21 protein-coding genes are annotated in these 26,187 nt (G+C 63.6%); 8 read left to right on the top strand and 13 right to left on the bottom strand.

Annotation, left to right across the window (positions count from 1 at the left end):
- The first annotated feature begins 29 nt into the window (after nt 1-29).
- The 4 genes from CQ015_RS10515 (at nt 30) to clpB (ending at nt 6,452) form a co-directional block, all read left to right on the top strand.
- Nucleotides 30-722, top strand: a complete 693-nt coding sequence (locus tag CQ015_RS10515) for a TetR/AcrR family transcriptional regulator (protein WP_105650078.1) — start codon at nt 30-32, stop codon at nt 720-722.
- A gap of 104 nt (nt 723-826) precedes the next feature.
- The gene (locus tag CQ015_RS10510; protein WP_105650077.1) at nt 827-1,804 is read left to right on the top strand and encodes an ABC transporter ATP-binding protein; all 978 of its coding nucleotides are present in this window, start codon (nt 827-829) and stop codon (nt 1,802-1,804) included.
- Complete coding sequence (locus CQ015_RS10505; RefSeq protein ID WP_105650076.1) at nt 1,801-3,471, top strand: ABC transporter permease; 1,671 nt, start codon at nt 1,801-1,803, stop codon at nt 3,469-3,471. Before CQ015_RS10510 ends, CQ015_RS10505 begins: the two co-directional genes overlap by 4 nt.
- Before the next feature lie 380 nt (nt 3,472-3,851).
- Nucleotides 3,852-6,452, top strand: a complete 2,601-nt coding sequence (gene clpB / locus CQ015_RS10500) for an ATP-dependent chaperone ClpB (protein WP_105650110.1) — start codon at nt 3,852-3,854, stop codon at nt 6,450-6,452.
- A gap of 69 nt (nt 6,453-6,521) precedes the next feature.
- Here clpB and CQ015_RS10495 read toward each other — a convergent pair whose 3' ends face one another.
- A complete protein-coding gene (locus tag CQ015_RS10495) occupies nt 6,522-7,100 on the bottom strand; it encodes a septum formation family protein (protein ID WP_181148208.1) in 579 nt (192 codons plus the stop codon).
- A 225-nt stretch (nt 7,101-7,325) separates the two neighbouring features.
- Here CQ015_RS10495 and CQ015_RS10490 point away from each other — a divergent pair, with 225 nt between their 5' ends.
- Nucleotides 7,326-7,544, top strand: coding sequence for a DUF3073 domain-containing protein (locus CQ015_RS10490; RefSeq protein WP_096283320.1), 219 nt, complete (start codon nt 7,326-7,328; stop codon nt 7,542-7,544).
- 193 nt (nt 7,545-7,737) lie between these two features.
- Complete coding sequence (locus CQ015_RS10485; RefSeq protein ID WP_105553360.1) at nt 7,738-8,628, top strand: Sir2 family NAD-dependent protein deacetylase; 891 nt, start codon at nt 7,738-7,740, stop codon at nt 8,626-8,628.
- Here CQ015_RS10485 and CQ015_RS10480 read toward each other — a convergent pair.
- The 7 genes from CQ015_RS10480 to CQ015_RS10450 form a co-directional block, all read right to left on the bottom strand.
- Complete coding sequence (locus CQ015_RS10480; RefSeq protein WP_181150396.1) at nt 8,516-9,232, bottom strand: VanZ family protein; 717 nt, start codon at nt 9,230-9,232, stop codon at nt 8,516-8,518. The two genes, CQ015_RS10485 and CQ015_RS10480, sit on opposite strands and share 113 nt — an antisense overlap.
- 110 nt (nt 9,233-9,342) lie before the next feature.
- Nucleotides 9,343-11,067, bottom strand: a complete 1,725-nt coding sequence (locus CQ015_RS10475) for an HNH endonuclease signature motif containing protein (RefSeq protein WP_105650074.1) — start codon at nt 11,065-11,067, stop codon at nt 9,343-9,345.
- A gap of 133 nt (nt 11,068-11,200) precedes the next feature.
- Nucleotides 11,201-12,343 carry a phosphoribosylformylglycinamidine cyclo-ligase gene (gene purM, locus CQ015_RS10470; protein ID WP_105553256.1) on the bottom strand — a complete coding sequence of 381 codons (1,143 nt, stop codon included), beginning with the start codon at nt 12,341-12,343 and terminating at the stop codon, nt 11,201-11,203.
- 76 nt (nt 12,344-12,419) lie between these two features.
- Entirely contained in the window at nt 12,420-13,943 is a 1,524-nt protein-coding gene (gene purF / locus CQ015_RS10465; RefSeq protein WP_105553255.1) for an amidophosphoribosyltransferase, read from the bottom strand.
- A 105-nt stretch (nt 13,944-14,048) separates the two neighbouring features.
- Entirely contained in the window at nt 14,049-14,372 is a 324-nt protein-coding gene (locus CQ015_RS10460; protein WP_105650073.1) for a hypothetical protein, read from the bottom strand.
- Between the two features lie 4 nt (nt 14,373-14,376).
- A complete protein-coding gene (locus CQ015_RS10455; protein WP_105650072.1) occupies nt 14,377-14,757 on the bottom strand; it encodes a sterol carrier family protein in 381 nt (126 codons plus the stop codon).
- 73 nt (nt 14,758-14,830) lie between these two features.
- Nucleotides 14,831-15,814, bottom strand: a complete 984-nt coding sequence (locus CQ015_RS10450; protein ID WP_181150395.1) for an asparaginase — start codon at nt 15,812-15,814, stop codon at nt 14,831-14,833.
- 145 nt (nt 15,815-15,959) lie between these two features.
- Between CQ015_RS10450 and purD the strand changes: the two genes are divergently transcribed.
- Complete coding sequence (gene purD, locus CQ015_RS10445; RefSeq protein WP_105650070.1) at nt 15,960-17,246, top strand: phosphoribosylamine--glycine ligase; 1,287 nt, start codon at nt 15,960-15,962, stop codon at nt 17,244-17,246.
- Nucleotides 17,246-18,151 carry a phosphoribosylaminoimidazolesuccinocarboxamide synthase gene (locus CQ015_RS10440; RefSeq protein ID WP_105650069.1) on the top strand — a complete coding sequence of 302 codons (906 nt, stop codon included), beginning with the start codon at nt 17,246-17,248 and terminating at the stop codon, nt 18,149-18,151. The genes purD and CQ015_RS10440 overlap by 1 nt, the downstream gene beginning before the upstream one ends.
- 64 nt (nt 18,152-18,215) lie before the next feature.
- On the opposite strand, the gene CQ015_RS10435 is transcribed toward CQ015_RS10440, so the two are convergent.
- The 5 genes from CQ015_RS10435 to CQ015_RS10415 all read right to left on the bottom strand — a co-directional run bounded on the left by CQ015_RS10435 (nt 18,216) and on the right by CQ015_RS10415 (nt 26,167).
- Complete coding sequence (locus tag CQ015_RS10435) at nt 18,216-18,947, bottom strand: class I SAM-dependent methyltransferase (protein ID WP_105650068.1); 732 nt, start codon at nt 18,945-18,947, stop codon at nt 18,216-18,218.
- 14 nt (nt 18,948-18,961) lie between these two features.
- Nucleotides 18,962-20,770 carry an ABC transporter ATP-binding protein gene (locus CQ015_RS10430; RefSeq protein WP_105650067.1) on the bottom strand — a complete coding sequence of 603 codons (1,809 nt, stop codon included), beginning with the start codon at nt 20,768-20,770 and terminating at the stop codon, nt 18,962-18,964.
- The gene (locus CQ015_RS10425; protein ID WP_105650066.1) at nt 20,767-22,587 is read right to left on the bottom strand and encodes an ABC transporter ATP-binding protein; all 1,821 of its coding nucleotides are present in this window, start codon (nt 22,585-22,587) and stop codon (nt 20,767-20,769) included. The genes CQ015_RS10430 and CQ015_RS10425 overlap by 4 nt, the downstream gene beginning before the upstream one ends.
- Nucleotides 22,588-22,757: 170 nt before the next feature.
- Nucleotides 22,758-23,711, bottom strand: coding sequence for a metallophosphoesterase (locus CQ015_RS10420; RefSeq protein ID WP_105650065.1), 954 nt, complete (start codon nt 23,709-23,711; stop codon nt 22,758-22,760).
- A gap of 116 nt (nt 23,712-23,827) precedes the next feature.
- The gene (locus tag CQ015_RS10415; protein ID WP_105650064.1) at nt 23,828-26,167 is read right to left on the bottom strand and encodes a transglycosylase domain-containing protein; all 2,340 of its coding nucleotides are present in this window, start codon (nt 26,165-26,167) and stop codon (nt 23,828-23,830) included.
- Nucleotides 26,168-26,187 lie beyond the last annotated feature (20 nt).

Here is a 26,187-nt window from a genome sequence, read left to right as displayed (position 1 = left end):
GGGCTGAACACAGGACTAGAATCTTGAACATGCGTTCAGCTAAGGGTGGGCAAGACCCTGCGGGAAGCCCGTCGACCGCGTCGTCGCCGGGTAGCAGCGACCTGACCGCGCGCGCCAGGATCCGCGATGCGGCGGCCTACCGGTTCGCGGTGGAGGGCTTCGGCGCCTCGGTGCGGGCCATCGCCTCCGACGCCGGGGTGAGCGCCGGCCTGGTGATGCACCACTTCGGCTCGAAGGCCAAGCTCCGCGACGCCTGCGATGAGAACATTCTGGCCACGATTCGCCGGCTCAAGCGCGAGCACGTCGCCGAGGCCGCCGCGGGCCAGAGCCTCATGCACATGTTCGCGGCCGCCGAGGAGAATGCGGCGGTCCTCGGGTACGTTCTGCGGTCCATGCAGGACGGCGGCCCGCTGGCCCGGGAGTTCATCGACCATATGGTCGACGACGCGGTGGGCTACAGCCGCGAGGGCGTCGCCGCGGGGGTGATCGTGCCCAGCCGGGACGAAGCGGCGCGGGCGCGCTACCTCACGCTTTCCGCGCTCGGCGCGCTGCTGCTGGAGGTGACGCTCAAGCCACCGGCGGACCCATCCGACCTCGCATCGATCGTCCGCGGCTACCTGAGCAGCAGCTACCTGCCGATGCTGGAATTGTTCACCGAGGGCTATCTCACCTCCCGTCGTGCGTTGGAGGACTGCCTCAGCTACATGTCCACCCCGCCCTAGCGGGAGCCGGCAGCGTCCGCGTTGCGCCCTGGGCCGCCGGTGGCACCGGGCCCGGGCGCGCTGAGTAGCAACAACTGCGACAGGCATGTGAAAGTGAGTGAGCCATGAGCACGACACCAGCTATCGAGATCCACGAACTGTCCAAGTCCTTCGGCAGGGTGCGGGCCCTGGACGGGCTGAGCCTGAGTGTGCAGCCCGGGGAGATCCGTGGTTTCCTGGGGCCCAATGGGGCCGGCAAATCCACCACCCTGCGCGTTCTGCTCGGGCTGCTGCGGGCCGACGCGGGCTCCGCCCGACTGTTCGGCGGCGAGGTGTGGCGCGACGCCGTCAAGCTGCACCAGCGCATTGCCTACGTGCCCGGAGACGTCAGCCTGTGGCCCAACCTGACCGGAGGCGAGTGCATCGACTACCTCGCCCGGCTCGGTGGCCGCGCCGACAAGCGCCGGCTCAAAGCCCGCAAGGCCGAGCTGCTGGAGCGCTTCGAACTGGACCCGCGCAAGAAGACGCGCACCTATTCCAAAGGCAACCGGCAGAAGGTCGCTTTGGTTGCGGCCTTCCTGGCCGACGCGGAGCTGTACGTGCTCGACGAGCCGACTTCCGGGCTGGACCCGCTGATGGAGTCCGTGTTCACCGGGTACGTCCGCGAGGCCGGAGCCGCGGGCAAATCCGTGCTGCTCAGCAGCCACATCCTCTCCGAGGTCGAGAAGGTCTGCGACACCGTCACGATCATCCGCAACGGGAAGGACGTCGAGTCCGGCACGCTGGAGGAGCTGCGGCACCTCACGCGCACCAGCGTGAGCGCGGTGGTCGGCGCGGACCCGTCGGCGCTCGCCGCGCTGCCCGGGGTCCATGACCTGGCCGCCACGGCCTTCGCCGGTGCTACCCGGGTCACCTTCGATGCCGACAACGCGCAGATCGGCGCCGTGCTGACGGCGCTCACCGCGCTCGAGGTGCGCAGCCTCAGCGCCACCCCGCCGTCGCTGGAGGACCTGTTCATGCGCCACTACGGCGACGTGCTCGACCCTGGCACCGCAGCGGTGGGCGGATCGCCGGAGGGCGCCAAGGGCGCGGGTGCGCGATGAATGCCCACCTCGCCTCCGCAACGGCCGCTGCGCCGGAGCGTTCGGCCCGCGGATCGGCCTTGGCCGGAACCGGAGCGCTGGTGCGGTTCATGCTGCGCCGGGACCGCGTGCGGCTGAGCGTATGGACGGCGTCGATCGTATTCTTCTACGCGTACTTCGTGGTGGCGCTTGGCGCCTTGGGCGATCAGGCGCGCGCCGGGCGCGCGCTGATCATGCAGACCCCGAGCGGCATCGCCATGGGCGGACCCGGGTACGGCATCGAGAACTACACGGTGGGCGTCGCCATCGCCAACGAGGGCATCACCTGGATGGTCATGGGGCTCGCGATCATGAGCATCCTGCACATCGTGCGGCACACGCGTGGCGAGGAGGAGAGCGGACGCTCGGAGCTGGTGCTCGCCCGGACGGTCGGGCGGCACGCGCCCGCGGTCGCGGCGGCAATCACCCTGTGCGCCGTCAACGCCGTCATTGCGCTCGCCTCTGCGCTCGTCCTTTCCGGCGTGGGCGGGGCGGAGCTGGCTCTGGCCGACTCGTTCGCACTGACCGCCGGGAGCGGGCTGAGCGCCATGGTGTTCGGCGCGATCGCCTTGGTGGCCGCGCAGGTGACCGAGCACGGCCGGGGCGCGGTGGGCATCAGCCTCGCGGCGTTCGGTCTTGCCTTCATGCTCCGCGCCGCGGGCGATATCCAGCAGCGGCACGGCAGCGCGTTGTCGTGGTTTTCCCCGATCGCCTGGCCGCAGCAGATGCGGCCCTTCGTCGACGTGCGGTGGTGGCCGGCCGCGCTGTGCCTCGTCGCCATCTTCATGTTCCTCCTCGTCGGCGCCTTCCTCGGATCACGCCGCGACTTCGGCGGGGGCCTGATTGCGGTTCGCGCGGGCCGGTCCGATGCCCGGGCGGTGCTGCGCGGGCCGGCCACCCTCGCCTGGCTCCAGCAGCGCACCGCGTTCAGCTGGAGCGCCATAGGGTTGGGCCTCATGTGGTTCGCCTCGGGCACCCTGCTGCCGGACATCACCTCCATGATCGCCGAAATCCCGGAGAGCAATCCGGTCTTCGCCGCGGTGTTCGGTGCGGATCCGAGCCAGTTCACCACGGCCTTCCTCGGGGTGATGATCATGTTCGCCATGCTGTGTTGCGCCGCATACGCCGTCGTGATGGGGCAGCGGGCCAAGGTGGAGGAAGGCGCCGGCCGTGCCGAAATCGCGCTGGCCAAGCCGATATCCCGGCATCGCTGGCTCGGCACCCAACTGCTGGTCGCGGCGCTGGGTACCGGCATGCTTGCCGCGGTCAGCATCTGGGCCATGTGGCTAGGCGCGGCATCCGTCGGCTACGCGGAACAGACGTTCGCTGACTATACCGGGGTGCTGTGGCCCTACCTTGTGGCCCTGGCCAGCTATCTGGGATTCGCCACGGTCCTGTATGCGTGGATCCCGCGGGCGTCGGGCGCCGGGTGGGTGCTGCTAATCTACACTTTCGTGATCGGCATGTTCGGCGGGCTACTGCAGGACCTGCCGGACTGGGTGCACGGAATCTCGCCCTTCTACTGGCTGCCGGCCGCGTTCACCGAGCAACCGGAGCTCGGGCACATGCTCGGGCTGGCGGGGGTCGCCGTCCTCTTGTTCGCGCTTGGCTTCGCCGGATTTCGCCGGCGTGACGTGCCGACCGGCTAGGTGCAGTATCGCGGAGTCGCGCGCTCGCCTCGGCTGAACCGCATCGGTTGCCCATCGGTCCACGAGCCATGAGCTAAAAATCTGCGGCTCAGCCCCGTTGCCGTGCGAGGCTGCTTTCGCGGGGCACGCGCCAGGCCGCGGTGCTGGGGCCGAACAATCATGGAGTGCATTGTGCTCCGATGCGTGTACCGGAACTGGGGGTGGGCCGCGCACCGTCTGCCCGTGCCTGGGCTGCCGGCGATACCTCGAGGCAAGCTATTTGCGTCGCGACGCAAATTTCTCGAAAAATATTTAGCAACCGCGGAATATCGATATGAAGAGTAGAGTTGAGTTAAGTACACTCAAGTTTATGGGTTCACCCTCAGAGAGAAAGGATGCGCGTGGACACCAAGCTCACTACCAAAAGCCAAGAGGCACTATCTGCTTCCGGGATGAATGCGTCGACCGCGGGCAATCCGCAGATCGAACCGGCTCACCTGTTGAAGGCTCTGCTGGATCAGCGGGACTCGGTCGCCGTGGCGCTGCTGAAAACCGCAGGACTGGACGTTGACGCCCTCTCCGTCGAGGCAAGCAGCGCCATCAATGCACTGCCGGCCAACTCCGGATCCTCGGTGGCCCAAGCGCAATTTTCGCGTCAGCTGCTCCAAGCGGTCAGCACCGCCCAGGAGATCGCGAACGATATGGGGGACACCTATGTCTCCACCGAACATCTGCTCATCGCGCTGGCCTCCGATCAGACCAAGGCCGGCGAAGCCCTGCGCAATGCCGGAGCCACCCGCGAGCTGCTGGTAGGAACCCTGCCAACCATCCGCGGGGACCGCAAGGTCGACAATCCGAACCCGGAAGACACCTTCCAAGCGCTGGAAAAGTTCGGCACCGATATGACGGCGCTGGCACGCGCGGGCAAACTGGATCCGGTCATCGGCCGCGACAAGGAAATCCGACGCGTCGTTCAGGTGCTCTCGCGGCGCACAAAAAACAACCCCGTGCTGATCGGTGAACCCGGCGTAGGCAAGACCGCCGTCGTCGAAGGACTCGCCCAGCGCATGATCGCCGGTGACGTACCGGAGTCCCTTCGCGGCAAGACGCTGATCTCCCTGGACCTCGGGTCCATGATCGCTGGCGCCAAATACCGCGGCGAGTTCGAAGAACGGCTGAAGTCGGTACTCGAAGAGATCAGGTCCTCCGCCGGGCAGATCGTCACATTTATCGATGAAATCCACACGGTGGTCGGCGCCGGGGCCTCCGAAGGCGCCATGGACGCCGGAAATATGCTCAAGCCGATGCTCGCCCGTGGCGAGCTGCGGCTCATCGGCGCGACCACGCTGGATGAGTACCGCGAGAATATCGAGAAAGACCCGGCCCTGGAGCGCCGCTTCGCCCAGGTCTACGTGGGGGAGCCAAGCGTGGACGACACCATCGCGATCCTGCGCGGCCTGAAGGAGCGCTACGAGGCGCACCACAAGGTTTCCATCGCCGACTCGGCGTTGGTCGCCGCCTCCACGCTGTCCAACCGCTATATCTCCGGGCGGCAGCTGCCGGATAAGGCCATCGACCTGGTTGACGAGGCCGCGAGCCGGCTGCGCATGGAGATCGATTCCGCACCGGAAGAGATTGATGAGCTGCGCCGCGAAGTCGACAGGCTGACCATGGAGGAGCTGGCGCTCTCCGGAGAGAGCGACCCTGCCTCGATCGAACGGCTGGAAGCACTGCGCTTCGACATGGCGGACAAGCAGGAAAAGCTGGACGCGCTCAACGCTCAGTGGGACGCGGAGAAGGCTGGGCTGAACCGCGTCGGCGACCTGAAGGTGAAACTGGACGACCTGCGCTCGCAGGCCGAAAAGTTCCAGCGTGAGGGGGACCTGGAGAACGCCTCGCGCCTGCTGTACGGGGAGATTCCGACGCTGCAAGGCGAACTTGAGGCAGCGGCCGAAGCCGAAGCCGGCAACACCGCGGAACACACCATGGTGGCTGACGAAGTCACGGCGGACGATATTGCCGAGGTCATCTCGGCCTGGACCGGCATCCCCGCTGGGCGGATGCTGCAGGGCGAAAGCCAGAAGCTGCTGCAGATGGAAGAGCGCATCGGACAGCGGCTGATCGGCCAGCAGCAAGCGGTTGCGGCGGTCTCCGACGCGGTGCGCCGCACACGTGCCGGGATTGCCGATCCGGACCGCCCCACCGGGTCCTTCTTGTTCCTTGGGCCTACCGGTGTGGGCAAGACCGAGCTGGCCAAGTCGCTGGCCGATTTCCTCTTTGACGACCCACGGGCCATGGTGCGGATTGACATGTCCGAGTACTCCGAGAAGCACTCGGTCGCCCGACTCGTCGGAGCGCCTCCAGGATATGTGGGATACGAAGAGGGCGGGCAGCTCACCGAAGCGGTGCGCCGTCGACCATACTCGGTCATCCTGCTCGACGAGGTGGAGAAGGCTCACCCGGAGGTGTTCGACATCCTGCTGCAGGTGCTGGACGACGGCCGCTTGACCGACGGGCAGGGACGCACCGTGGATTTCAGGAACACGATCTTGATCCTGACCTCAAATTTGGGTTCCCAGTTCCTGGTGGATCCAACCATGGAGGACAAAGACAAGAAGTCTGCGGTGATGAACGTGGTCAACGCGTCCTTCAAGCCGGAGTTCTTGAACCGTTTGGACGAGGTCATCATCTTCGATCCGTTGAGCATCGAGCAGCTTGGCAATATCGTGAAGCTGCAAATCGACCTGCTGGCCGAAAGGCTGTCCGAACGCCGGCTCAGCCTCGATGTGGACGAATCCGCCGGAGAGTGGTTGGCCTTGACTGGCTATGATCCGGCCTACGGCGCCCGTCCGCTGCGCCGGCTGGTCCAGCGAGAAATCGGTGACCGGCTAGCGCGGGAGATTCTCGGTGGAAGCATCCAGGATGGGGATACCGTCAAGGTCGGTCTCGATCCGGAGGGCGACCGGCTCAGGGTCGCTCGGGGTGAGGCGCCGCAACCTTAATGCCAGGGCATCGAATATAGCCGTGGCCGGTGGAATCCACCGGCCACGGCTATTGAAAATTTGCGGGGCTTAGCTTTCTTCGTTCTCTGGAAGCAGCGAGTTGCGCACATTGCCTTCGGAGAGGCTCAGGAAGCAGGAGACCTGGCGGTCTCCTTGCGTCCAGGTGCTTTCCGACGGGCGGGAGAAGTGATACGTCCAAGTTGAATCGAGGCCGGCGCTGGGGTCCAAGGAAACCGACTTGCACAGCGACTCGGACTCGGTCAGCAACTCGTTAGAGCCCGGGTATTCTTCGCCGGCTAGCTCGAAGGAACCGATGAGCTGAGCATTATGTGCAGAATCACAGGTCACTACGGTCTGCACTGCAAGCGGAGATTCGAAGCCGCGAAGGCAGTCGCCGAGGATGAGTTGTTCCGGTGGGATGGACGCGGCGATAATTCCATCCAGGCCGGGGCTCGGATTCCGCTCCACATTGTTCGCCTCTGGCGTAGCTGGCGTAATAAAGCGAAGTACAACGAATACCACCGCAGCGCTTAGGGCTAAAACGGCGATGACGAGTAAAACCCACTGGCCGATTTGCCGTTTGGGCTTCTCCGGTTCGGGCTGCAATGGCGGTAATGCCGCTTGCGGCTCGGGTAGATCTTTTTCCACCACCTGTAGTGCTCCTTGAAGGTTCGCCTTGGTTTGAAAGGGAGCAAGCTCACTAAATAGTCGTTGGACTAATCGACAGTCTAACGGGTCTGACACGTGTTGCGTTCAGCGCTCGCCGTCGAATCGTGTTAACCTTTAATTACGAAAGAACTGATCACATATTCGGGGGCCTTCACCTGTTAGGTGGACCACCTCCCGACTCTACTGAAAAGAGGGGGTCACGCCATGGGGCGCGGCCGTCAAAAGGCTAAAGCACAGCGTCAAGCGCGAGATATTAAGTACTACTCGCCCTCGACTGACCTTACGGCACTAGAGCGTGAGCTTGGTGTCCGGTCCGATTATCATGCCCAGAATCTGGAGCCTGATAATTCATCGCATGACGACGAAGAGTCTGATTACGACGAGCTGACTAAGAAGTACTCCGGAGACGACGACGCTGACTAATCCTCAGCTACTCAACCGAGAGTCATTGGCTCGGGTGCCTGCCTTCATATGAAGTTGTGCAGCTCTTCAGTACATTTTTGCGACATGCCGCAGCGACTAAGCTAAATTAGCTTCAAGGTCGTTGCGGCCTTTGTCGTCCCCGAATGCTCCGAAAGGTCAGAACGTGAGCACCCCCGAAGAGCTTTCCATCCAAATGGCCCACCACTCGGCCATCAGGTCCATGCAACGCATCGTGGAGCAGCAAGCGGATCCTTCCCCGGAAGAAGACGCCAGAGCCGGCGTGCAGGCAATGCTCGACCGAGGCAATGTGCTGGTGGTGACGGGTGCCGGAGTTTCCACCGACTCCGGGATCCCCGACTACCGGGGACCAAACGGCTCGCTGCAACGCCACCGTCCGATGACCTATCAGGAATTCAAATACCGTCCTGAGGCACGCCACCGCTATTGGGCCCGCGGGTTCGTGGGCTGGCGCCACATGTTCCAAGCCGAACCGAATGGAATTCACCGCCGGCTGGTGGGCTGGGAAGATACCGGCCGGATCAGTGGAATCATTACGCAAAACGTTGACGGGCTGCACCATCGGGCCGGATCAAAAACGGTGATCCCGGTGCATGGCGACCTTTCGATTGTGCGTTGCCTGGACTGCGGCCAGAGCGAGGACCGCCAACACTTCGACATCCGCCTGCAGGAGCTCAATGTCGGCTACATCGAATCCGTTGAAATCGACCCCAGCGCGATCAACCCGGATGGCGATGTGGAACTGCCGCAGTATTGGGTCGACCGGTTCATCATGGCTAGGTGTGAAAATTGCGGCTCCTTGGCGTTGAAACCCGATGTGGTGTACTTCGGCGAGAGCGTGCCGGTGGAGCGCAAGCAGCAGATGGCACAGCTCGAGGAGGCTTCTACCGGGTTGTTGGTGCTCGGCTCATCGCTGGCGGTGATGAGCGGGTACAAGATCCTGCTGAACTTCGTCAAACGCGGATTACCGGTCGCCTTGGTAACCAATGGTCATGTGCGCGGCGAGGAGAAAGCCACGTGGCGGTGGCGGGTGCCGCTGTCTCATGCGATGCGACAGCTCGATTAGCCACCGAAGGCAAAATTCGCGGCTGGGGATAATCCGTACTCGTCGTCGATGATCCTGGCTCCGCGCCCAACGGTGCATAGCGCACAGGGGACAGGATGAAGAGGGCAGTGAGCAGCACCAGAATCACGGTGAGAACCGTGCAGAGGACCGATATCTTCCACCAAATACGCGGGCGCGCGCTCCTTGCCAGTCGTGCTGCGAAGACGTATCCGGTCAGGCCACCGAGGGTATTGACAATGACATCGGTGGCATCGGAACTCCCCAGCGCGAGAACGTACTGGATGATCTCGAAGGCCAGACTGACCCCGGCCATCAAGCCAACTGCGTGCAGCCAATGCCAAGCGCGAGCCAAGAGGCCCAGATAGAGGCCGAAGGGCATAAACAGGACAAGGTTCAGTCCAACTTCGACTGGTGCACTGGAGCCGGACTCGGCCCAAGCGACGAACGGCACGAGCTTAATGAGCCGCAGCGATCCGGAACCGACGAACGGAATCTCCAGCTTCCACAGCACCATCCAACCAAGCAAGACCAGATAGATGGCGAACAGCGGAACCATCCGTTTGCTGGCCCGAGCCAATCCGGGCTCCGGGTGCTGTTCGTGCATGCCACGCTCCATTTCGGTAGGCGCCGTCGTACCGATTCTAGAGGAATCGAGCTGAGGCACCCCGGACTTGTGCCGTGGCTTGAGCGAGGTGTAGGACCATCGCTCCAGGGCTAGCCGGGGTGGGAATCGAGAACCTCCGCGGGCGAGAGCCAGTAGGTATTCCGGCGGGGGAGTTGCGGCGGGTCCAGCGACCGGGGCAAAAGCACCGCGGGAGGCCGGTCTTTGCGGATGATGACTTTGAAGAGCCCGGCATGGCGCGCGTGGTGGTGCCGGGGGCAGAACATCGCCCCGTTTTCAACACTCGTCTCGCCGCCCTCCTCCCACGGCAGGAGGTGGTCCGCTTCGCAGCGCCCCGCGGGCATGGTGCATCCCGGATACAGGCAGCCACGGTCGCGGGCAATCAGGGCTCGTTTCATATGCGGCGGGAAGAGCCGTTCGGACCGGCCGACATCGAGTATCTGTCCTTTGCCATTAAAAACCACCGGGAGGATCCCCGCATTGCACATCTGCGTGCGTGCCTCGGCATCGGAGAGCGGAATGCCGTTTTCGGTGATCGCGTAGCTCTTGTCGCCCGCGATCATTTTGGCGAAGTCCAGATGCACGACGACCTGCGGGGTGACGATGCCGGTGGTTTTCTTTCCCGTGGCGCCGGTGGAGCGAAGCGCGCTGAGCAGTGCGGTCAGGTGCCGCATCGCCGGGGTGAGGTCTTCGAAGGTCTGCGGGTAGAAGGAATCACTGGGCAGGCCTGCCGGCGCCGCGGCATGATCCGCGGGAGCCGGAGCCCCGGATTCCGCGTTTCCTGGCCCTGCGTGGGCAGCGGACTGGTCGCCGGAATTCTCCGCCGGGGACCCATGCTCTTCGGGGGCACCGTCTTGCGCCCAGCGGGGCATGGTTTCCGGATCGTCCCACGGCGTGGTTGCTGGGGGTGGCGCGGGCACCGCCCCGGGCTCGGGAGCGGAATTGGACGACGCGCCGCCGCCTGCCTGCGCGTAGGTCCGCGCGGTCAGCTGCGCGAGTTGTTGCCGGTTGCCGGCGATGGTCGCCGGATTGTCGATCTGCGTGCGGAGGGATTCGATGAGTTCCGCCTCATGGGGCAGCACCTTGAGCTGATAGATCACCAGGCCGTTGCGCATGCCCTTGCGGAATATCCCGGCTTCGGCGACGAGCGCCTGGGGCGGGCGCTGCGTGCCGACCTGCTCTTGGACCAGCGTGCCCAGGTGCGTCAGGGCGGTAGCTGGCTCCTGGCGAAGCAGGGTGGCCGCCTGCCCTTCGAGCTGGTCGCGTTGCGCGGCGGAGGGCAGGTCCTTGTGCACGCCGCGGAGTTTGCTGGCGGCCAGGGCCACTAGGCCGGGATCGGTTTCCCGTCCGCTGAATTCGGCGGACAGCCGTGGGTAGCCCGGACCATGGCGTACCCCGTCCTCGGTGACCCGCGCGATCAGCGCGTCCGCCTGGGCGAGCCGGTAGTTGGCAGCGGAGACCGGCACCTGGAGCCATGAGGTGTACATCGAGGTGCAGTCCGTGAAGTGAGCGCGCCCGCTGGCCCGCTGGCCGGAAAGCTGCTCAAGGGTTTCGAGGGTGGGGGCCGGGCCGGCCTCGGCAACAGCTTGCAGGGACCGCTCGTCTAGTTGATGCGCGCCGCTGGAGCGCAGCGCGTCGGCCGCATGAATCTGGCTGCGGGCAAGCTCGGCCGCGCAGCGCTCGGTCAGCCAGGCGAAGTACGCGGCGTGGCCCGGTGCGAGGTCGATCCCGGCCAGCGCGCGTGTGGCCCGCTCGACCTGGCTGACGCCTTTCGCCAGCAGGTCCAGCGCCCGGGCGGTGGCTGCATGCGTACTCATGTGGCCAAGCATGCACCACGATGGGCCGGTGTCGGCAGGCGGCGGGCAAGCTGTGGATAAGCGGGCAAAAAAGGGGGGCGAAACGGCACCGTGCTGGTGCCGTTTCGCCCCCTTTTGCGGGATGCTTCGAATGCTACTTGGCGTAGTTGCCGGTCAGCAGGACCGCGCCGCCGTCCACGCCCTTGGCGCCCTGGACGAAGTCCAGTCCGGCGGAGCTAGCGGAAGGCTCGAGGTTTTCGACCGAACCCATGATCCAGGCGCCCATGCCGGCCTTGTTCAGCAGTGCCACCGCGCGGTCGGCGACGTTCTGCTCGACCACCGCGACCATGCCCACACCCAGGTTCAGGGTGCGCTCAAGATCCGGCTGCGGCACATTGCCCAGCGCCGCAATGGTGGAGAAGACCGCGGGCAGCGACCAGGTGGAGCGGTCCACGCGGGCCATCAGGCCCTTGGGCAGCACGCGGGCCAGGTTGGCCGCCAGGCCGCCGCCGGTGACGTGGCTGAAGCCGTGCACCCCGAAGTTCTCCCCGTCGTTCAGCTCGCCGATCAGGTCCAGGCAGGCGGTGGTGTAGATGCGGGTCGGAACCAGCAGCTCCTCGCCCAGCGTGCGGCCGAATTCGGCGACCTCGCGCTCCAGCTCCCACTTGGCGTGCGCGATCACGCGGCGCACCAGCGAGTAGCCGTTGGAGTGGATGCCCGAGGAGGCCATGCCGATGACGACATCCCCGGCCTGCACCCGCTCCGGGCCTAGTAGCTGATCGGCTTCGATGACACCGGTAGCAGCACCGGCCACATCGTACTCGTCCTCGGCCAGCAGGCCCGGGTGCTCGGCGGTTTCGCCGCCCACCAGGGCGGTGCCGGCCAGCTTGCAGCCTTCGGCGATGCCGCGCACGATATCCGCGATGCGCTCCGGAACGACCTTGCCGGTGGCGATGTAGTCGGTCATGAACAGCGGCTTGGCGCCAACCACCACGATGTCATCGACCACCATGCCCACCAGGTCCTGGCCGATGGTGTCGTGGATGTCCAGCTTCTGCGCGATCGCAACCTTGGTGCCCACCCCGTCGGTGGAGGTGGCCAGGTAGGGCTTCTTGTACCCGGTGAGGAAGGAAACGTCGAACAGGCCGGCGAATCCGCCGACTCCGCCGACCACGCCGGTGGTGTGGGTGGCCTTGATCGCGCCCTTCATCAACTCGACGGCACGGTCACCGGCCTCGACGTCGACGCCCGCTCCGGCGTAGGTGATGGAGGTTGGCTGCTCTTGCGTGCCGCTCATGGCAGATGGATCCTTTTCTGTCGTGAACACCGAATAGCCGGTGCCGCTTGCAACGAGGTGGGTGATGGATTACTGATTAGAGAGTTGCTTCGAGCTCGGCATCCGGGCCGGGCTCGCAACCGCTCTGGTTTGCCTGCTCCAGCAGGTTCTTCCCGTGGCGCTCATCACCGGGCAGCGGGATCGGGTAGTCGCCGGTGAAGCAGGCGGTGCACAACTTCTCGCGCGGCTGCGCGGTGGCCCCGATCATGCCGTCCTCGGAGATGTACGCCAGCGAATCGGCGCCGATGGACTTTCCGATTTCGTCCACGGCCGCGCCATTGGCGATCAGCTCTGCGCGGGTGGCGAAGTCGATGCCGTAGAAGCAAGGCCATTTCACCGGTGGCGAGGAGATCTTCACATGCACCTCGGCGGCTCCGGCCTCGCGCAGCATGCGCACCACCGCACGCTGGGTGTTGCCGCGCACGATCGAGTCGTCCACGACCACCACGCGCTTGCCGCGCAGCACGGTCTCCAGCGCGTTGAGCTTCAGCTTGATGCCCAGCTGGCGCAGCGTCTGCGAGGGCTGGATGAAGGTGCGGCCCACATAGGCGTTCTTCACGAAGCCGTGGGTGAACGGTATGCCGGACTCCTCGGCGTAGCCGATGGCCGCCGGGGTGCCGGATTCCGGGACCGGGATGACGATGTCCGCATCCGCGCTGTTTTCGCGGGCCAGCTGGCGGCCCATCTCCACGCGGGCTTCGTATACCGAGCGACCGGCGATAGTCGCATCCGGGCGGGCCAGGTAGACGTACTCGAAGACGCAGCCCTTCGGGGTGGCTTCGGCGAAGCGGGTGGAGCGGATGCCGGTCTCGTCGATGGCGATCAGTTCGCCCGGTTCGATCTCGCGGATGAAGGACGCGCCCACGGTGGCCAGGGCCGGCTGCTCGGAGGCAACCACCCAGCCGCGGTTCAGCCGTCCCAGGACCAGGGGACGCACCCCGTGCGGGTCGCGGGCCGCGTACATGGTGTTTTCATCCATGAACACGAAGCAGAAGGCGCCCTCGATCTTGGGCAGCAGCTCGAGCGCGGTCTCTTCGAGGCTCTGGCCCTCCTTGCCCGCAAGCAGGGCGGTGACCAGCGCGGTATCGGTGGTATTGCCCTGGGCAATTTCGCCGCGCAGCTTGCCGCCCTCGGAGACCTGCTTGGCCTCGACCATTTCGGCGAGCTGCGCCGAGTTGGTGAGGTTGCCGTTATGCGCCAGGGCTACGGTGCCGGTCTGGGTCGGGCCCAGGGTCGGCTGCGCATTGGCCCAGTGGCTGGCGCCGGTCGTCGAATAGCGGCAGTGCCCCACGGCCAGGTGGCCGGTCATCGAGTTCAACGTGTTTTCGTCGAAGACCTGGGAGACCAGGCCCATATCCTTGTATACGTTGATTCGCGCGCCGTCGCTGGTTGCGATGCCCGCGGACTCCTGTCCGCGGTGCTGCAACGCGTACAGCCCGTAATAGGTTAGTTTTGCAACTTCTTCGCCAGGTGCCCAGACACCAAAAACGCCGCATTCGTCCTGCGGCCCTTTTTCGTTGGGAAGCAAGTCATGATTCAGGAATCCATCGCCACGCGCCATGTCAATTATTCTCTCATGTATCTATTGGTCGACACCGACCGTTTATGTGGTGAACGGCGACCAGGTGCGCGGCCACCGCTTGCCTTCCTGGGAAGGGGAGGGCGCCTAGCCTTGTCGCTCGCTGCCGGTGTCCCCGGCCAGGGGCACCGCCAGTTTTTGGGTGGTCTTGCGCGAAGTGACGCGATCGATAATTACATATGCGAGCGCGCCCAGCCCGGTGCCAAGTCCCGCGCAGAACATGGCGAAAAATCCGACGGCCGATCCGACGGTGTAATCCATGGACGGTTCGCCAATCAAGCCAATGAATACGCCTACCAGGGCGCCGAGTACGGCGCCGGCGAGGACTATTGGCCAGAAGCGCGGTGCCGAATGAACCTGCACCTGGATCGGCTGGTCGGCGGATGACGGGGTAGCGGGGTGTTGCTCCATAGTTTTAAGGGTACTCAATTAGCGGCAGGTGTGCCGACAAGTCTGCCCTTAGTCCGGAGGCGTGCAATTGCCCCGATTGCACTGCCGCAGCCCAGCCGGTGCGCCCGGTGACCAGTGAAAGCCATAATTCGGCGGGCATTTCGACCACATTTGGCGGTGTACCACGGGTATGGCGGGGGCCCTCAATGCATTGGGTCACACCAAAGGGCGGAACCCGCACCTCAACCGAGTTTCCCTCGGCCCGCGAAGCGAGTTCCTCCAAGGCGAAACGCACCGCGGTCGCCAGCGTTGGGCGGGCTGTTTTCCCTTGGGTTTCCGCGTTTTCGGTCCAGTCGCGAAGTGCTGCGCGGCCGGCGTGCTCGTCGATTCTTCGCTTGATCGCCATGGCGATAAATTTCCTTCCTTGGATGACGTAAAAATGTCATATTCCGGCCCCCGGAATTTCCTGTGCGGTGGGGCTAGCGGGCCGCGAAGTCCCGGCCGAGGTAGCGAACCCCGGCAGCACGCGCCCCGGCGGTGTGCGCCGCGCTGCTCAGCCGGTCTGATAATTCTTCCAGCTTCTGCGCGCTGAGCGCACCATGGCTGGCCAATAGCCCCAGCGCCAGCACATCGATTCCGCGCGAAGCGCCATCAAGGATTTTTACCGCCACGCTCACCCCGTTGGGGGCGGACATGCCCAGCACCCCTTCGGCACCGAGCTTGGCGATGATTCCGGTGGACTCGATGACCAGCGTATTGGGGCTGCCCGCACCGCGTACCGCCCATGGGTGTTCGCGCATGGCGCTGGCCACCGACCGGGCAGCCGGGTCGGGGGATGCCGCCAGCTTTCGAAACCCCTCGGCCAGGGACCGCAGCGACATCTGCGGTGCCGGAGCCCCGCAGCCATCAACGCCCAGGAAAGTGATCGGCCCGCAGAATTCTTCCATCGCCCGAGAGGCCGAAAGCTGCACCGGATGCTCGGGTGACAGATAGCTGCCGAGCGGTTCGCCGCTGGCCGCCGCCGCCGCGAGAAAAGCGGCATGTTTGCCCGAACAATTGAAGGCAAGCTTGTTCTGGCCTTGGCCACGCGCGGCCATCGCTGAGCGGGTGGCCGAATCACCGGGCCACGAGGCCGGGCATTGCAGATGCTCTTGGCCCAGCTTCACCGAGTCGAGCACGCTGCGCGCGAGCAGCTGATGTTGTTCGGTTCCCAGATGGCTGGCGCAGGCAAGCGCCAGTTGCGCGGATTCCAACGCCGCCCCGGCGCGCAGCGAACCGATCGCCTGAAAAGGCTTCAGCGCGGATCGCGGAAAGATCAAGGCTTCGGGATCGCCGATGGCCTCCAGAACCTGCCCGGCCGGATCCAGAACTACCGCTGCGCCATAATGCCGCGATTCGATCACCGAATTGCGGGTGATCCGCAGCAGCTCGCTGCACTGTGTGATGTCTATCGCTGAACCCATGAGGCCAAGTCTAGGCGCAGGCCCGCACGGAGGGCTTTCCCAGTGGAGGCAAGGCGCCCCGGGGTTTGCGCGGCGCTCTGGGCAACTTTTCATCGCCCGGTCACAGACCACTAATCGTGCGTGGTTCTCCGGTAAACTCGGTGCAGTGAAGGTACTGGTGATTGGCCCAGGCGGCCGTGAGCATGCAATTGTCCGTGCACTTAGTGCAGACCCCTACGTCAATGAGGTTCATTGCGCTCCCGGCAACGCCGGAATCGCACAGGACGTCACTACCCATGAGATCAACGCGCAGGACCCGCAAGCGGTCCTGGCGCTAGCCCGCGAGCTAGCCAGCGAGCTGGTAATCGTTGGGCCCGAAGCGCCACTGGCCGCCGGCGTTGCCGATGCGCTCATCGAAGCCGGGATTCCCGTCTTCGGGCCAACCCGCGCCGCGGCACAGCTGGAAGCCTCCAAGGCATTCGCCAAGGACGTCATGGCCGCCGCGCAGGTTCCCACCGCCATGGCGCATGTGGCAACGAATACTGCCGAAGCCGAAGCCGCCCTTGACGATTTCGGCGCACCCTATGTGGTCAAAGACGACGGGCTGGCCGCTGGCAAGGGGGTTGTGGTGACCGCAGACCGTGCCGAGGCACTGGCCCACGCAGAGCTCTGCTTTGCCGCCGGCGGCACCGTGGTTATCGAAGAATTCCTCGATGGCCCGGAAGTTTCGCTGTTCGTCATCTGCGACGGCAAGCACGCCGTCCCGCTGTCCCCAGCTCAGGACTTCAAGCGCATCTTCGACAACGACGAAGGCCCCAACACCGGTGGCATGGGCGCCTACTCACCGCTTCAATGGCTTCCGGAAGGCTTTGTCGACGAGGTTATGGACCGCGTCGCCTACCCGACACTGCGCGAAATGGAAAAGCGCGGCACCCCGTTCACCGGCGTGCTGTACTGCGGCCTGGCCATCACCAAGCGCGGCATCCGCGTCATCGAATTCAACGCCCGCTTCGGCGACCCGGAGACCCAAGCGGTTCTGGCTCGGCTGAAGACCCCGCTGGGCGCGATTCTGCTCGCCGCGGCGAACGGCAAGCTCGACGACGCCGAGCAGCTGCGCTGGTCCTCGAAAACCGCCGTGGACGTGGTCATCGCCGCCGAGAATTACCCGGATGCCCCGGTCAAGGGTGCGGTGATCGAAGGGCTGGAAGCAGCCAACCAGGTTGACGAGGTGCATGTGATGCATGCCGGCACCAGCACCGACGCCGAGGGCAATATCACCGTAGCCGGTGGCCGCGTCTTGGCGGTCGTCGCGTTGGGCGATGGCCTTGCCGCCGCCCGGGCGAACGCCTACGCGGGTGTCTCCAAGATTAGCTGGAGCGGCGCCCAGTCACGCAGCGATATCGCCTTGAAGGCCGAACGCGGAGAAATCGTAGTGAACGGGGAAAACAAGTAATGGCAGGATTCCAGACCGAAACGCTTTCCCTCGACGGTTGGGACCACTTCTATTCGGGCAAGGTGCGCGACCTGTACCTGCCGGCCGGGGTGAGCTTCGCGGACTCCGACCGGGTGCTGGTGGTCGCTTCGGATCGAATCAGCGCCTATGACTTCGTGCTGACCAGCGAGATTCCGGATAAGGGCAAGGTGCTGACCCAGCTGAGCCTGTGGTGGTTCGGGCAGCTGGGCGAATTCGCCAACCACGTAATCTCCACCGAGGTGCCGGCGGCCGTCGCCGGCCGGGCAATGGTCTGCAAGAAGCTTGAGATGTACCCTATCGAGTGCATTGCCCGCGGTTATCTGACCGGCTCGGGTCTGGCCGAATACAAGGTCTCTTCGACCGTATGCGAGCTGCCGTTGCCCGCGGGCCTGGTTGATGGTTCACGCCTGCAGCCGGCGCTGTTCACGCCTTCGGCCAAGGCCGAGGTCGGCGAGCATGACGAGAACATCTCCTTTGCGCAGACGGTGGAACGCGTCGGCGCGCAGGTCTCCGAGGCCTTGCGCGAGAAGACCGTCGCCCTCTACGAACGCGCCGAGCAGATCGCCCGTGAACGCGGCATCATCCTTGCCGATACCAAGGTCGAATTCGGCGCCGATCCGAGCAACGGCGAGATCACGCTCGGCGACGAGGTGCTCACCCCCGACTCCTCGCGCTTCTGGGATGCCCAGTCCTACGCACCGGGCAAGGCCCAGGCGAGTTTTGACAAGCAGTTCGTGCGCGACTGGTTGACCTCAGCGGAATCCGGTTGGGATAGGAACTCCGGGGCAGAGCCGCCGGCCTTGCCCGCAGAGATCGTGGAAAAGACCCGCGCCCGGTACATCGATGCGTATGAGCGTTTGACCGGGGAGAAATTCTCCGCCTAAGGGCAAACGAAAGGTCGGGGTGAAGGAGAAATTCCTTCGCCCCGGCCTTTTGCTAAGCAGGGAACTAGCCGCTAGGTTCGGCGCCGCCTTTGCGAACGTGATAGAGCACGTAGCCGTAGCTCAACTCGGTCGCCAACGGATGCTGCGCGATCCACTGTTGCGCCAGATCTGCCGGGAATTCGAGGCCGAGCACCTTCGCGAGATCTTCTGTCGAGTCAAATTCCCAACTGCTCATCACCTCATGGCGTTGGGCTCCCTGCGCGGCCCACCACCGCCGGATGTAATCGTCCTCGCCCTGATCCGACGCCCAAGGGCTCTGCCGCAAAAGTGAAGCGAATTCTCCGTGCTGGTGATCGTTGTCGATCACCAGCAGCGACCCGCCGGGGCGCAGGACACGCAGGACCTCGCGGAGCCCGGCGGTGCAGTCGTAGTTCGCGGAAGGGAAGAAATAGGCGAAGCGCGCGTGCACCACCGCGACGCTGGAATCCGCTAGCGGAAGATGTTCGGCAGACCCGTGCAGCACCTGAACCCGCGAACTACGCGCCCGTGCGGCGTCCAGCAGGCGCAGATCCGGTTCCACCCCGAGGACCGTGCCATGTTCGGTGAGATATTTGGGGAGCCAATAGCCGCTGCCGCATCCCAAATCCAGCAGGACCTTGCCCGCCCAGGGCGCCAGGGAGCACAAGCGCGCAAAGAGCACCCCGGTTCGATCCAGCGCGCTATTTTCAATCTCGTAGACTTCCGGGTCCGCCCCCTGGTTCGGGGCCGGAAGGAAGTCGCCCAATTCGTTTGCCATGTGCTTGCGGCCGGTTAGACCAGCGAGTCCTTCCACGCCTTGTGCAGCGAAGCGAAACGTCCCTCGTCCGCGATCAGCTGTTGCGGGGAGCCGTCCTCGATGATTCTCCCATCGTGCACCACCAGCACCCGGTCGGCGATCTGCACCGTGGACAACCGGTGGGCGATGATCAACGCCGTACGGTTCCCCAGCAGCTGCTGCAGGCCGCGTTGCACCGCGCGCTCCGAAGGAATGTCCAGCGAGCTGGTGGCCTCATCCAGGATCAGCACGGCCGGGTCGGCCAAGAAGGCGCGAGCGAAGGAGATGAGCTGGCGTTGCCCGGCGGAGACGCGACCGCCACGCTTATTCATGTCGGTCTCATAGCCTTCGGGAAGTTCGCGGATAAATTCATCGGCGCCCACCGCCCTAGCCGCATCCTGGATCTCCGCGAGCGTCGCGGTGGGCTTGCCGAGCGCAATGTTCTCGGCGACCGTCCCGGAGAACAGGAACGCTTCCTGGGTGACCATCACCACATGCCGGCGCAGTTCCTGATTCGAGAGCTCATTGATCGGGACCGAATCGATTTCCAGGCTGCCCGAGCGCAGATCGTAGAAACGGGAAATGAGTTTTGCGAGCGTGGATTTGCCGGCACCGGTCTGCCCGACCACCGCCACCGTTTGCCCGGCTTCAAGCTTCAGATCGAAGCGGTCCATGATGATCGGCCCTTGCCCGTAGCCGAAGACCGCGTCGCTGAAGACGATCTCTCCCTTGACCTGCTCGATACTGCGCGGTGCCAGTGGTTCCCTGACGCTCGGTTCCTCTTCCAAGAGCCCGGAGACCTTTTCTAGGGCTGCCGTGGCCGACTGCAAGGAGGAGTAGAACATGGCGATCTGTTCGACCGGCTGGAAGACGCGTTTAGCCGCAAGCAGCAGCGCCACCATCACGCCAACGGCCAGCGTCCCATCCAGAATGCGGAAGCCGCCGTAGGCGAGCAATACCGCGACGGTGAGGTTTCCAATGAGCACCAGGCCCGGCTGGAGAATGCCGAATAAGTTGAAGGAGCGCACCGAGTTGACCCGATATTTTTCGGCGATCTCAGCATAGTTTTCGTCATTTGCCGCTTCTCGGCGGAACGCCTTGACCGCGCGAATGCCGGTCATCGTTTCGACGAACATGGAGATCACCTTCGCGGAAACCACGCGGGACTCGCGGTAGAGCACCTCGGAACGGCTCTGGTACCAGAAGAAGAGGATCGCCACCGGTATGGCCGCGATGCACAGCACCAAAGCGCTGCGCCAATCCAGGATAAAGATGGTGGCCAGCGTGAAAATCACGAAGACGCACGAGGAGGCGAGTTCGGATACTCCTTGATCTAGCAGTTCACGCAGGGTTTCCAAGTCCGAGGTCTGCCGCGAGATGATCCGGCCCGAGGTGTAGTTCTCATGGAACTCGAGGCTCAGCCGCTGGGTGTGGCGGAAGACCTGCTGCCGCAGATCCAAGAGCATGGCCTGCGAAATGCGGGCGGCGCAATTGATGTACCAGGCCAGCAGGACGCCGGCCAGAATGGCGCAAACAATGTAGGCGCCGCCCGAAACTCCCAGCGCGCTCCAGTTACCCTCGCGGACCTGCGGGAGCGTCCAGTCGATGGCCAAGGCAATGAGGATTGGCAGGACGACGCGGGCCGCATTGGAAACCAGCACCAGCGCCACGGTGAGAATGAAGAGTTTCTTCTGCGGCATGGCGAGCGTTGCCAGGAGCCTGAAGGAACGGCGGCGTACTCGTTTGCGTTGCGCACCGGAGAGGTTGATGTTGTCTTCTTCGGTGACACCTAGTGGTTGGCTCATCGGGCGACCTCTTCGCTCATCGGTGCTTCATCATCCAGGCTGGCAATCACATATCGGTAATGTTCGTTCGTGCTCAGCAGGTGCGTGTGGCTGCCGATCGCGTCGATGCGCCCATCGCGCAGCAAGGCCACCCGGTCGGCGAGCATCACGGTGGAAGGCCGGTGAGCCACCACCAAGGTGGTAGTGCCCTCCAGGACCTCGCGCAGCTTCGTGGTGACGGCTTCCTCCGTGCGCACGTCCAAGGCGGAGAGCGGATCGTCCAGTACCAGGATCCGGGGCCGGGCGGCGATGGCGCGGGCCAGGGCCAGACGCTGGCGTTGGCCGCCGGACAGGGACAAGCCTTCCTCGCCGATGAGCGTATCGACCCCCTGCGGCAGCTGATAGGCAAAGTGCGCCTGCGCCACGTCAAGGGACTGCGCCAAGAGCGCTTCGCGCTGCGCGGGGCTGTAATCCGCCGGGGCACCGAGCAGCACGTTTTCGCGGACCGAATTCGAGAATAGGGTGGTGTCTTCGAAAGCCACGGCTATTTCTTCACGCAGCTCTTCCAGGTCCCATTCGCGCACGTCTTGCCCGTGCACCAGTACTTGCCCGGCGCTCACCTCATGCAGCCGGGGGATCAGGTTCAGCAGTGTCGACTTGCCCGAGCCGGTGATTCCGACCAGCGCCATGGTTTCCCCGGCGCGGATCGTCAGCTCGATATCGGCAAGGATGGGGCGCCCGCGCCCGGAGGCATCGGGGTAGGCAAACCGAACGTGCTTGAGCTGCACTTCGCCGCTGCGTTCGGCCGGGGATTTCGCCTGGGCGGGGGAGACGATGTCGTTGGAAGCGTCCATCACTTCGAAGTGGCGGTCCAGTGCGGTTTTGGTGCTCAGCGTCATGCCCAGCAGCATCCCCATGCCTTCCACCGGGCCTGCGATCACCGCTGCGATGGCGAAGTAGGCTACGAGCGAGCCGATGCTCAGCTGCCCGCCGGCAACCAGCGAGATGCCGATCAAGACGCCCAGCCCCAAGATCGTTTCGGGGATTGCGACGACGGCCATCAGGAAACTGGCCAGGGTTTTGGCCTTGCTGATTTCCGTCTGCTGCAGCGATTTGGCCTGCTCGCTGAATCCGGCGTACACGTGGGGGCCGCGGCCGAAGGCCTTGATGACGCGAATGCCATGGACGGACTCTTCGACGGCGGTCGCCAGGTCGCCGGCCTGGTCTTGGCTCAGCCGGCTCGCGGCCCGGTAGTTGTTGCGGAAGTGGTAGGCCTTGATCGAGATGGGGATGGCGCCTAGCAGGTAGAGCAGTCCGAGGATCCACGAGTGGTAGAACATCAGCGCCAGCCCGGTGATCACGGTGACCGTGTCCACGACGAGCATCATGGCGCCGAAGGCGAGCCAGCGGCGCAGCAGCGACAGATCCGACATCGAGCGGGAAAGCAGCTGGCCCGAGCCCCAGCGCTCGTGGAAAGCCACGGGCAGGCGCTGCAGATGCTTGTAGAAGCGGATGCGCATCTGCGCTTCCAGCCCTGCCGCCGGGTTGAGCACGAATTGGCGGCGCAGGAAGATGAACAACGCTTCCAGGAAACCCAAGGCGCCGACAATCGCCATGGCGATCCAGATTGCGTTGTTCGTTCCATCGCTGTCCAGGACGTTGTTCACCAGCCAGGCGAGGACCTGTGGAATGACGAGGGCGACAATACCTGCGCCCAAGGCGCAGAGGAAGCCGCCGATAAGCCGCGGAAGAATCGGGCGGACGAACGGCCCCAGCCGTTTTAAGGTGGTTGTCAACGACACCGCTTCAGCTGCTTCTGAGTTTTGTTGTCGCGCCATGCGAGTTCCCCACCATCACCAATAACAATATCGACCGGACTACAGCCTACAGTCAGTAGTTGGGAAAATTCAATCAAATAATCACTAGTGGATAGATTATTTGTTGCTGGCTCAGAGACGGCTTCAGGCCCCGCACTTGAACCAAGTGCGGGGCCTGAAGGAATGGATGATCAGTCCCTTGCGGTGAGCGTGAGCAGTACTGCCTCGGGCGGGCAGGCAATGCGAAATGGTGCGAAGCGGGAGTGGCCCAGGCCCGCCGAGACGTTCAGCGGGACGGTGTGCCCGGCATATTCCCATTCGGTCAGCCCACGGGCTCGCCACGTCGGCAAATCGCAGTTCGACACCAGGGCGCCGTATCCCGGAATGCATACCTGTCCGCCGTGGGTGTGGCCGGCGAAGATGATATCCGCCCCGGCCTCGGTGAGCTGATCCAGCACTCGTTGGTAGGGGGCATGGGTCAGCGCGATGCGTACGTGCGGAGCCTGGTATCCGGTGACCGAACCTTGCGGCCATCCAGCGAATTGGTCGCGATCCAGGTGCGGATCATCGATGCCGGTCAGATCAAGCCGGATTCCGTTGAGCACGGTGGAGTAGGCCCGGTTGGTCATGTTGACCCACCCGGCGGATCCGAAGGCCCGGTGCATCTCTTCGAAGGGCAGCTTGTCACGGCTCGAAGGGTTCGGCGTGCCGGAGCTTGCGCTGAGGTAGCGCAAGGGGTTCTTCATGCGCGGCCCGTAGTAGCAATTCGAGCCTGGCACGAAGGCGCCGGGGAATGCCATCAATGGCTTCAGCGCGTCGATCAGCGCCGGAACGCCATCGCGGTGGCTGAGATTGTCACCGGTGTTGATCACGTAGTCGGGGCGCTCGTCGGCGAGCCGATGCAGCCAGCGTCGCTTGAGGGCTTGGCCGGGGATCATGTGGATGTCCGAGAGGTGGAGCACGCGGATATCGCCCGCGCCGCGGGGAAGCACCTTGACGGTTTCGCGACGGAGCCCGAATTTCTGGGTTTCGTATAGTCCGTAGCCAAGCACCGCCGCGCCTGCTGCGACGGCGCCGCCGGCAAGCAGTGCTGCCGTGCCGGTGGCTCGACCGAATGCCGAAGAGAAATTAGTGTGTTCAACCATGACCGGTCCGTCATTGTCCTTTCAAGGGAACAGACCCGTTCGGGTCTGGTGATAGTGCCAATCTAAACCGAAAGGCCGCGTTCAACCAAAGTTGAACGCGGCCTTTCGGCGACTACCTAGTCGTCCGAATCCCCTCCGGGCTTGGCCGGAGTAGTCGGCTTCGACTTGTTTTGGCCGTTTCCGTTGCCATTACCGTTTCCATTGCCGGTGGCTTCAGACTTGTCGTCTTCGGACTCCTTGGAATCCTCTTTTTCGGAGTCTTCCTTTTTCGAATCTTCCTTTTTGGAATCTTCTTTTTTGTCCTCGTCGTCTTCCTTTGGCTTTGGCTTCGGCTTCGGTGCCTTGCTGACCGAACCGAAGGAATCGCGCTCGTACTGCTGAACTGCCTTGGACATGAAGTCAACCCACAATGGAGCCGCATAGGTCGAGGAGTCAACCATCTCCGGAGCGCGTTCGTCGTTGATCATCGCCCCGTGCAGGGAGTTCTGCTTGGTGGCGGCCTTGCCGTCCAGGCGTCCGACCCAAGCCGCGGTGGAAATGCCCGTGCTGTAGCCGACGAACCAGGTGGAGGTGGCGTAGTCATTGGTGCCGGTCTTGCCTGCGATCGGTCCGGCAACCTGGCCCTTGGAGACACGGTTGGTGGCGATCTTCTTCAGCGTGCCGTTCAGGTCGGCCACGTACTGCGGGTCGATCTGCTGGGAGCAGTCTTGCTTCGGCACCTTGTACTTGGTTCCGTCCTTATCGACCACCGAAGTGATGGCCCGTGGTGCGCAGTATTCGCCCTTGTTGGCAAAGGTTGCGAAAGCCGCAGCCTGTGCCATCGGGGTGATATTTGCCGAACCGATGATGAACGCTGGGTTCGCCGGTGAAATTGGCGCTGGCTTGCCATCGTCTGCATCCTGATCCAACAGGCCCAATTTCTTGGTGTAATCGGCAATGGTGCACAAATCAACCTTATTGGCTTCCTGAATCGTGGCCGAGTTGATCGACCAGTACAGGCCGGTATCCACGGTCATGGTGCGGTAGAAGCCGCGCGAAGCATTTTTTGGAGTCCAACTCGAGCCTACGGTTGCAGTTCCTCCGGGAAGGCAGGAAGCCCTCCACTTGTCTCCGGGCCTAAAAGTTTCCTTTTTCGCGTTGATCTTGTCGTACATGTGATTGCCCTCGTGGAGCCATGCAAGAGTCGTGTAGGGCTTCATGGTCGAGCCACCCTGGAAGCCGCCAGCGCCACCCAACGCTCGTTCCACTGCGAAGTTGTAGAAAGTCCGGCTGCCGGTTTCTTCGGATTTTGGGGCGTAGGTGGTGTTCTGCGCCATGGTCAGAATATTTCCGGTACCTGGTTCAATCGAAACCAGCGATGAGTGGATGTCCTTGTTCGACTTGGCATCAGGATCAATGGCCTCGCGGGCGTCCTTGGCGGCCTTCTTATTCAACGCGGAGTTCAGCGTGGTCTTGATAACCAAGCCGCCACGGAACAGCAGGTTTTCGCGGTCTTCCTTGGTCTTGCCGAAGTTCTTGTCTTTGAGAACCAAGTTGGTGATGTAGTCGCAGAAGTAACCCGCGTCGTCGGCAGCCATGCAACCCGAAGCCGACGAGCTTGGATCCACGCCCAACTTGGACTTCACGGCCTTGTCGTATTCCTTCTTGGTGACCGCGCCGGTGCGGTACATGTTGCCCAGCACCTTATTGCGTCGATCCAAGGAGCGTTCCGGGTTCTTGATTGGGTTGTAGACGTTTGGCAACTGCACCATGCCGGCGAGCATCGCCGACTGCTGCAGGTTCAGGTCCTTGGCATCCACGGAGAAGAAGCGCTGCGCGGCGGCCTGCACGCCATACTCACGACCCGAGAACAACACGAGGTTCAGGTAGCCTTCGAGGATTTCGTCCTTGGACATTTCCTTTTCAATGGCTACCGCGTACTTCAGCTCGCGGATCTTGTCCGAGTAGTCCTTGTTGCCCGATACCGTCGTCTCGTCGGCTCCGGTCAAGATCTGGTTGTTGACCAGCAGGTTGTTCACATACTGCTGAGTCAGCGTGGACGCACCGGAACGCGAAGAAGAGGTGGCGTTGCTGATGACCGCACGGGCAATGCCCTTGGGGTCAATGCCGCTGTGCTCGTAGAAACGCTCGTCCTCCACCGAAACAATTGCTTTGCGCATGAACGGAGAAATGTCCTTGAGGTCCACCGGATCGCGGTTCTGTTCATAGAACGTCGCAATCAGCTTTCCATCGGAGTCCAAGACCTGCGAGGGCTCGGGAATGGGAAGCTTCTCGAATGTGCTCGGAAGCGCGCTTACAATATTATTTCCGGTGGTCAAACCGGTTTTTGCGATAGCTGCCACGGGAACGAGCATGCCCGCGGCCAGCACGCCACAAAGGGCACTGATTCCGAAGAACGCAACGATCTTTCCCAAAGTGGTAGCTGTATCAAAAAAGGGTGACTTCTTGGCTGCCATACCTACTAGTTTACAAGGAC

The organism is Arthrobacter sp. MYb221, assembly GCF_002979835.1.
Classification (GTDB): domain Bacteria; phylum Actinomycetota; class Actinomycetes; order Actinomycetales; family Micrococcaceae; genus Glutamicibacter.
This window is presented reverse-complemented; position numbering and strand designations above follow the sequence as displayed.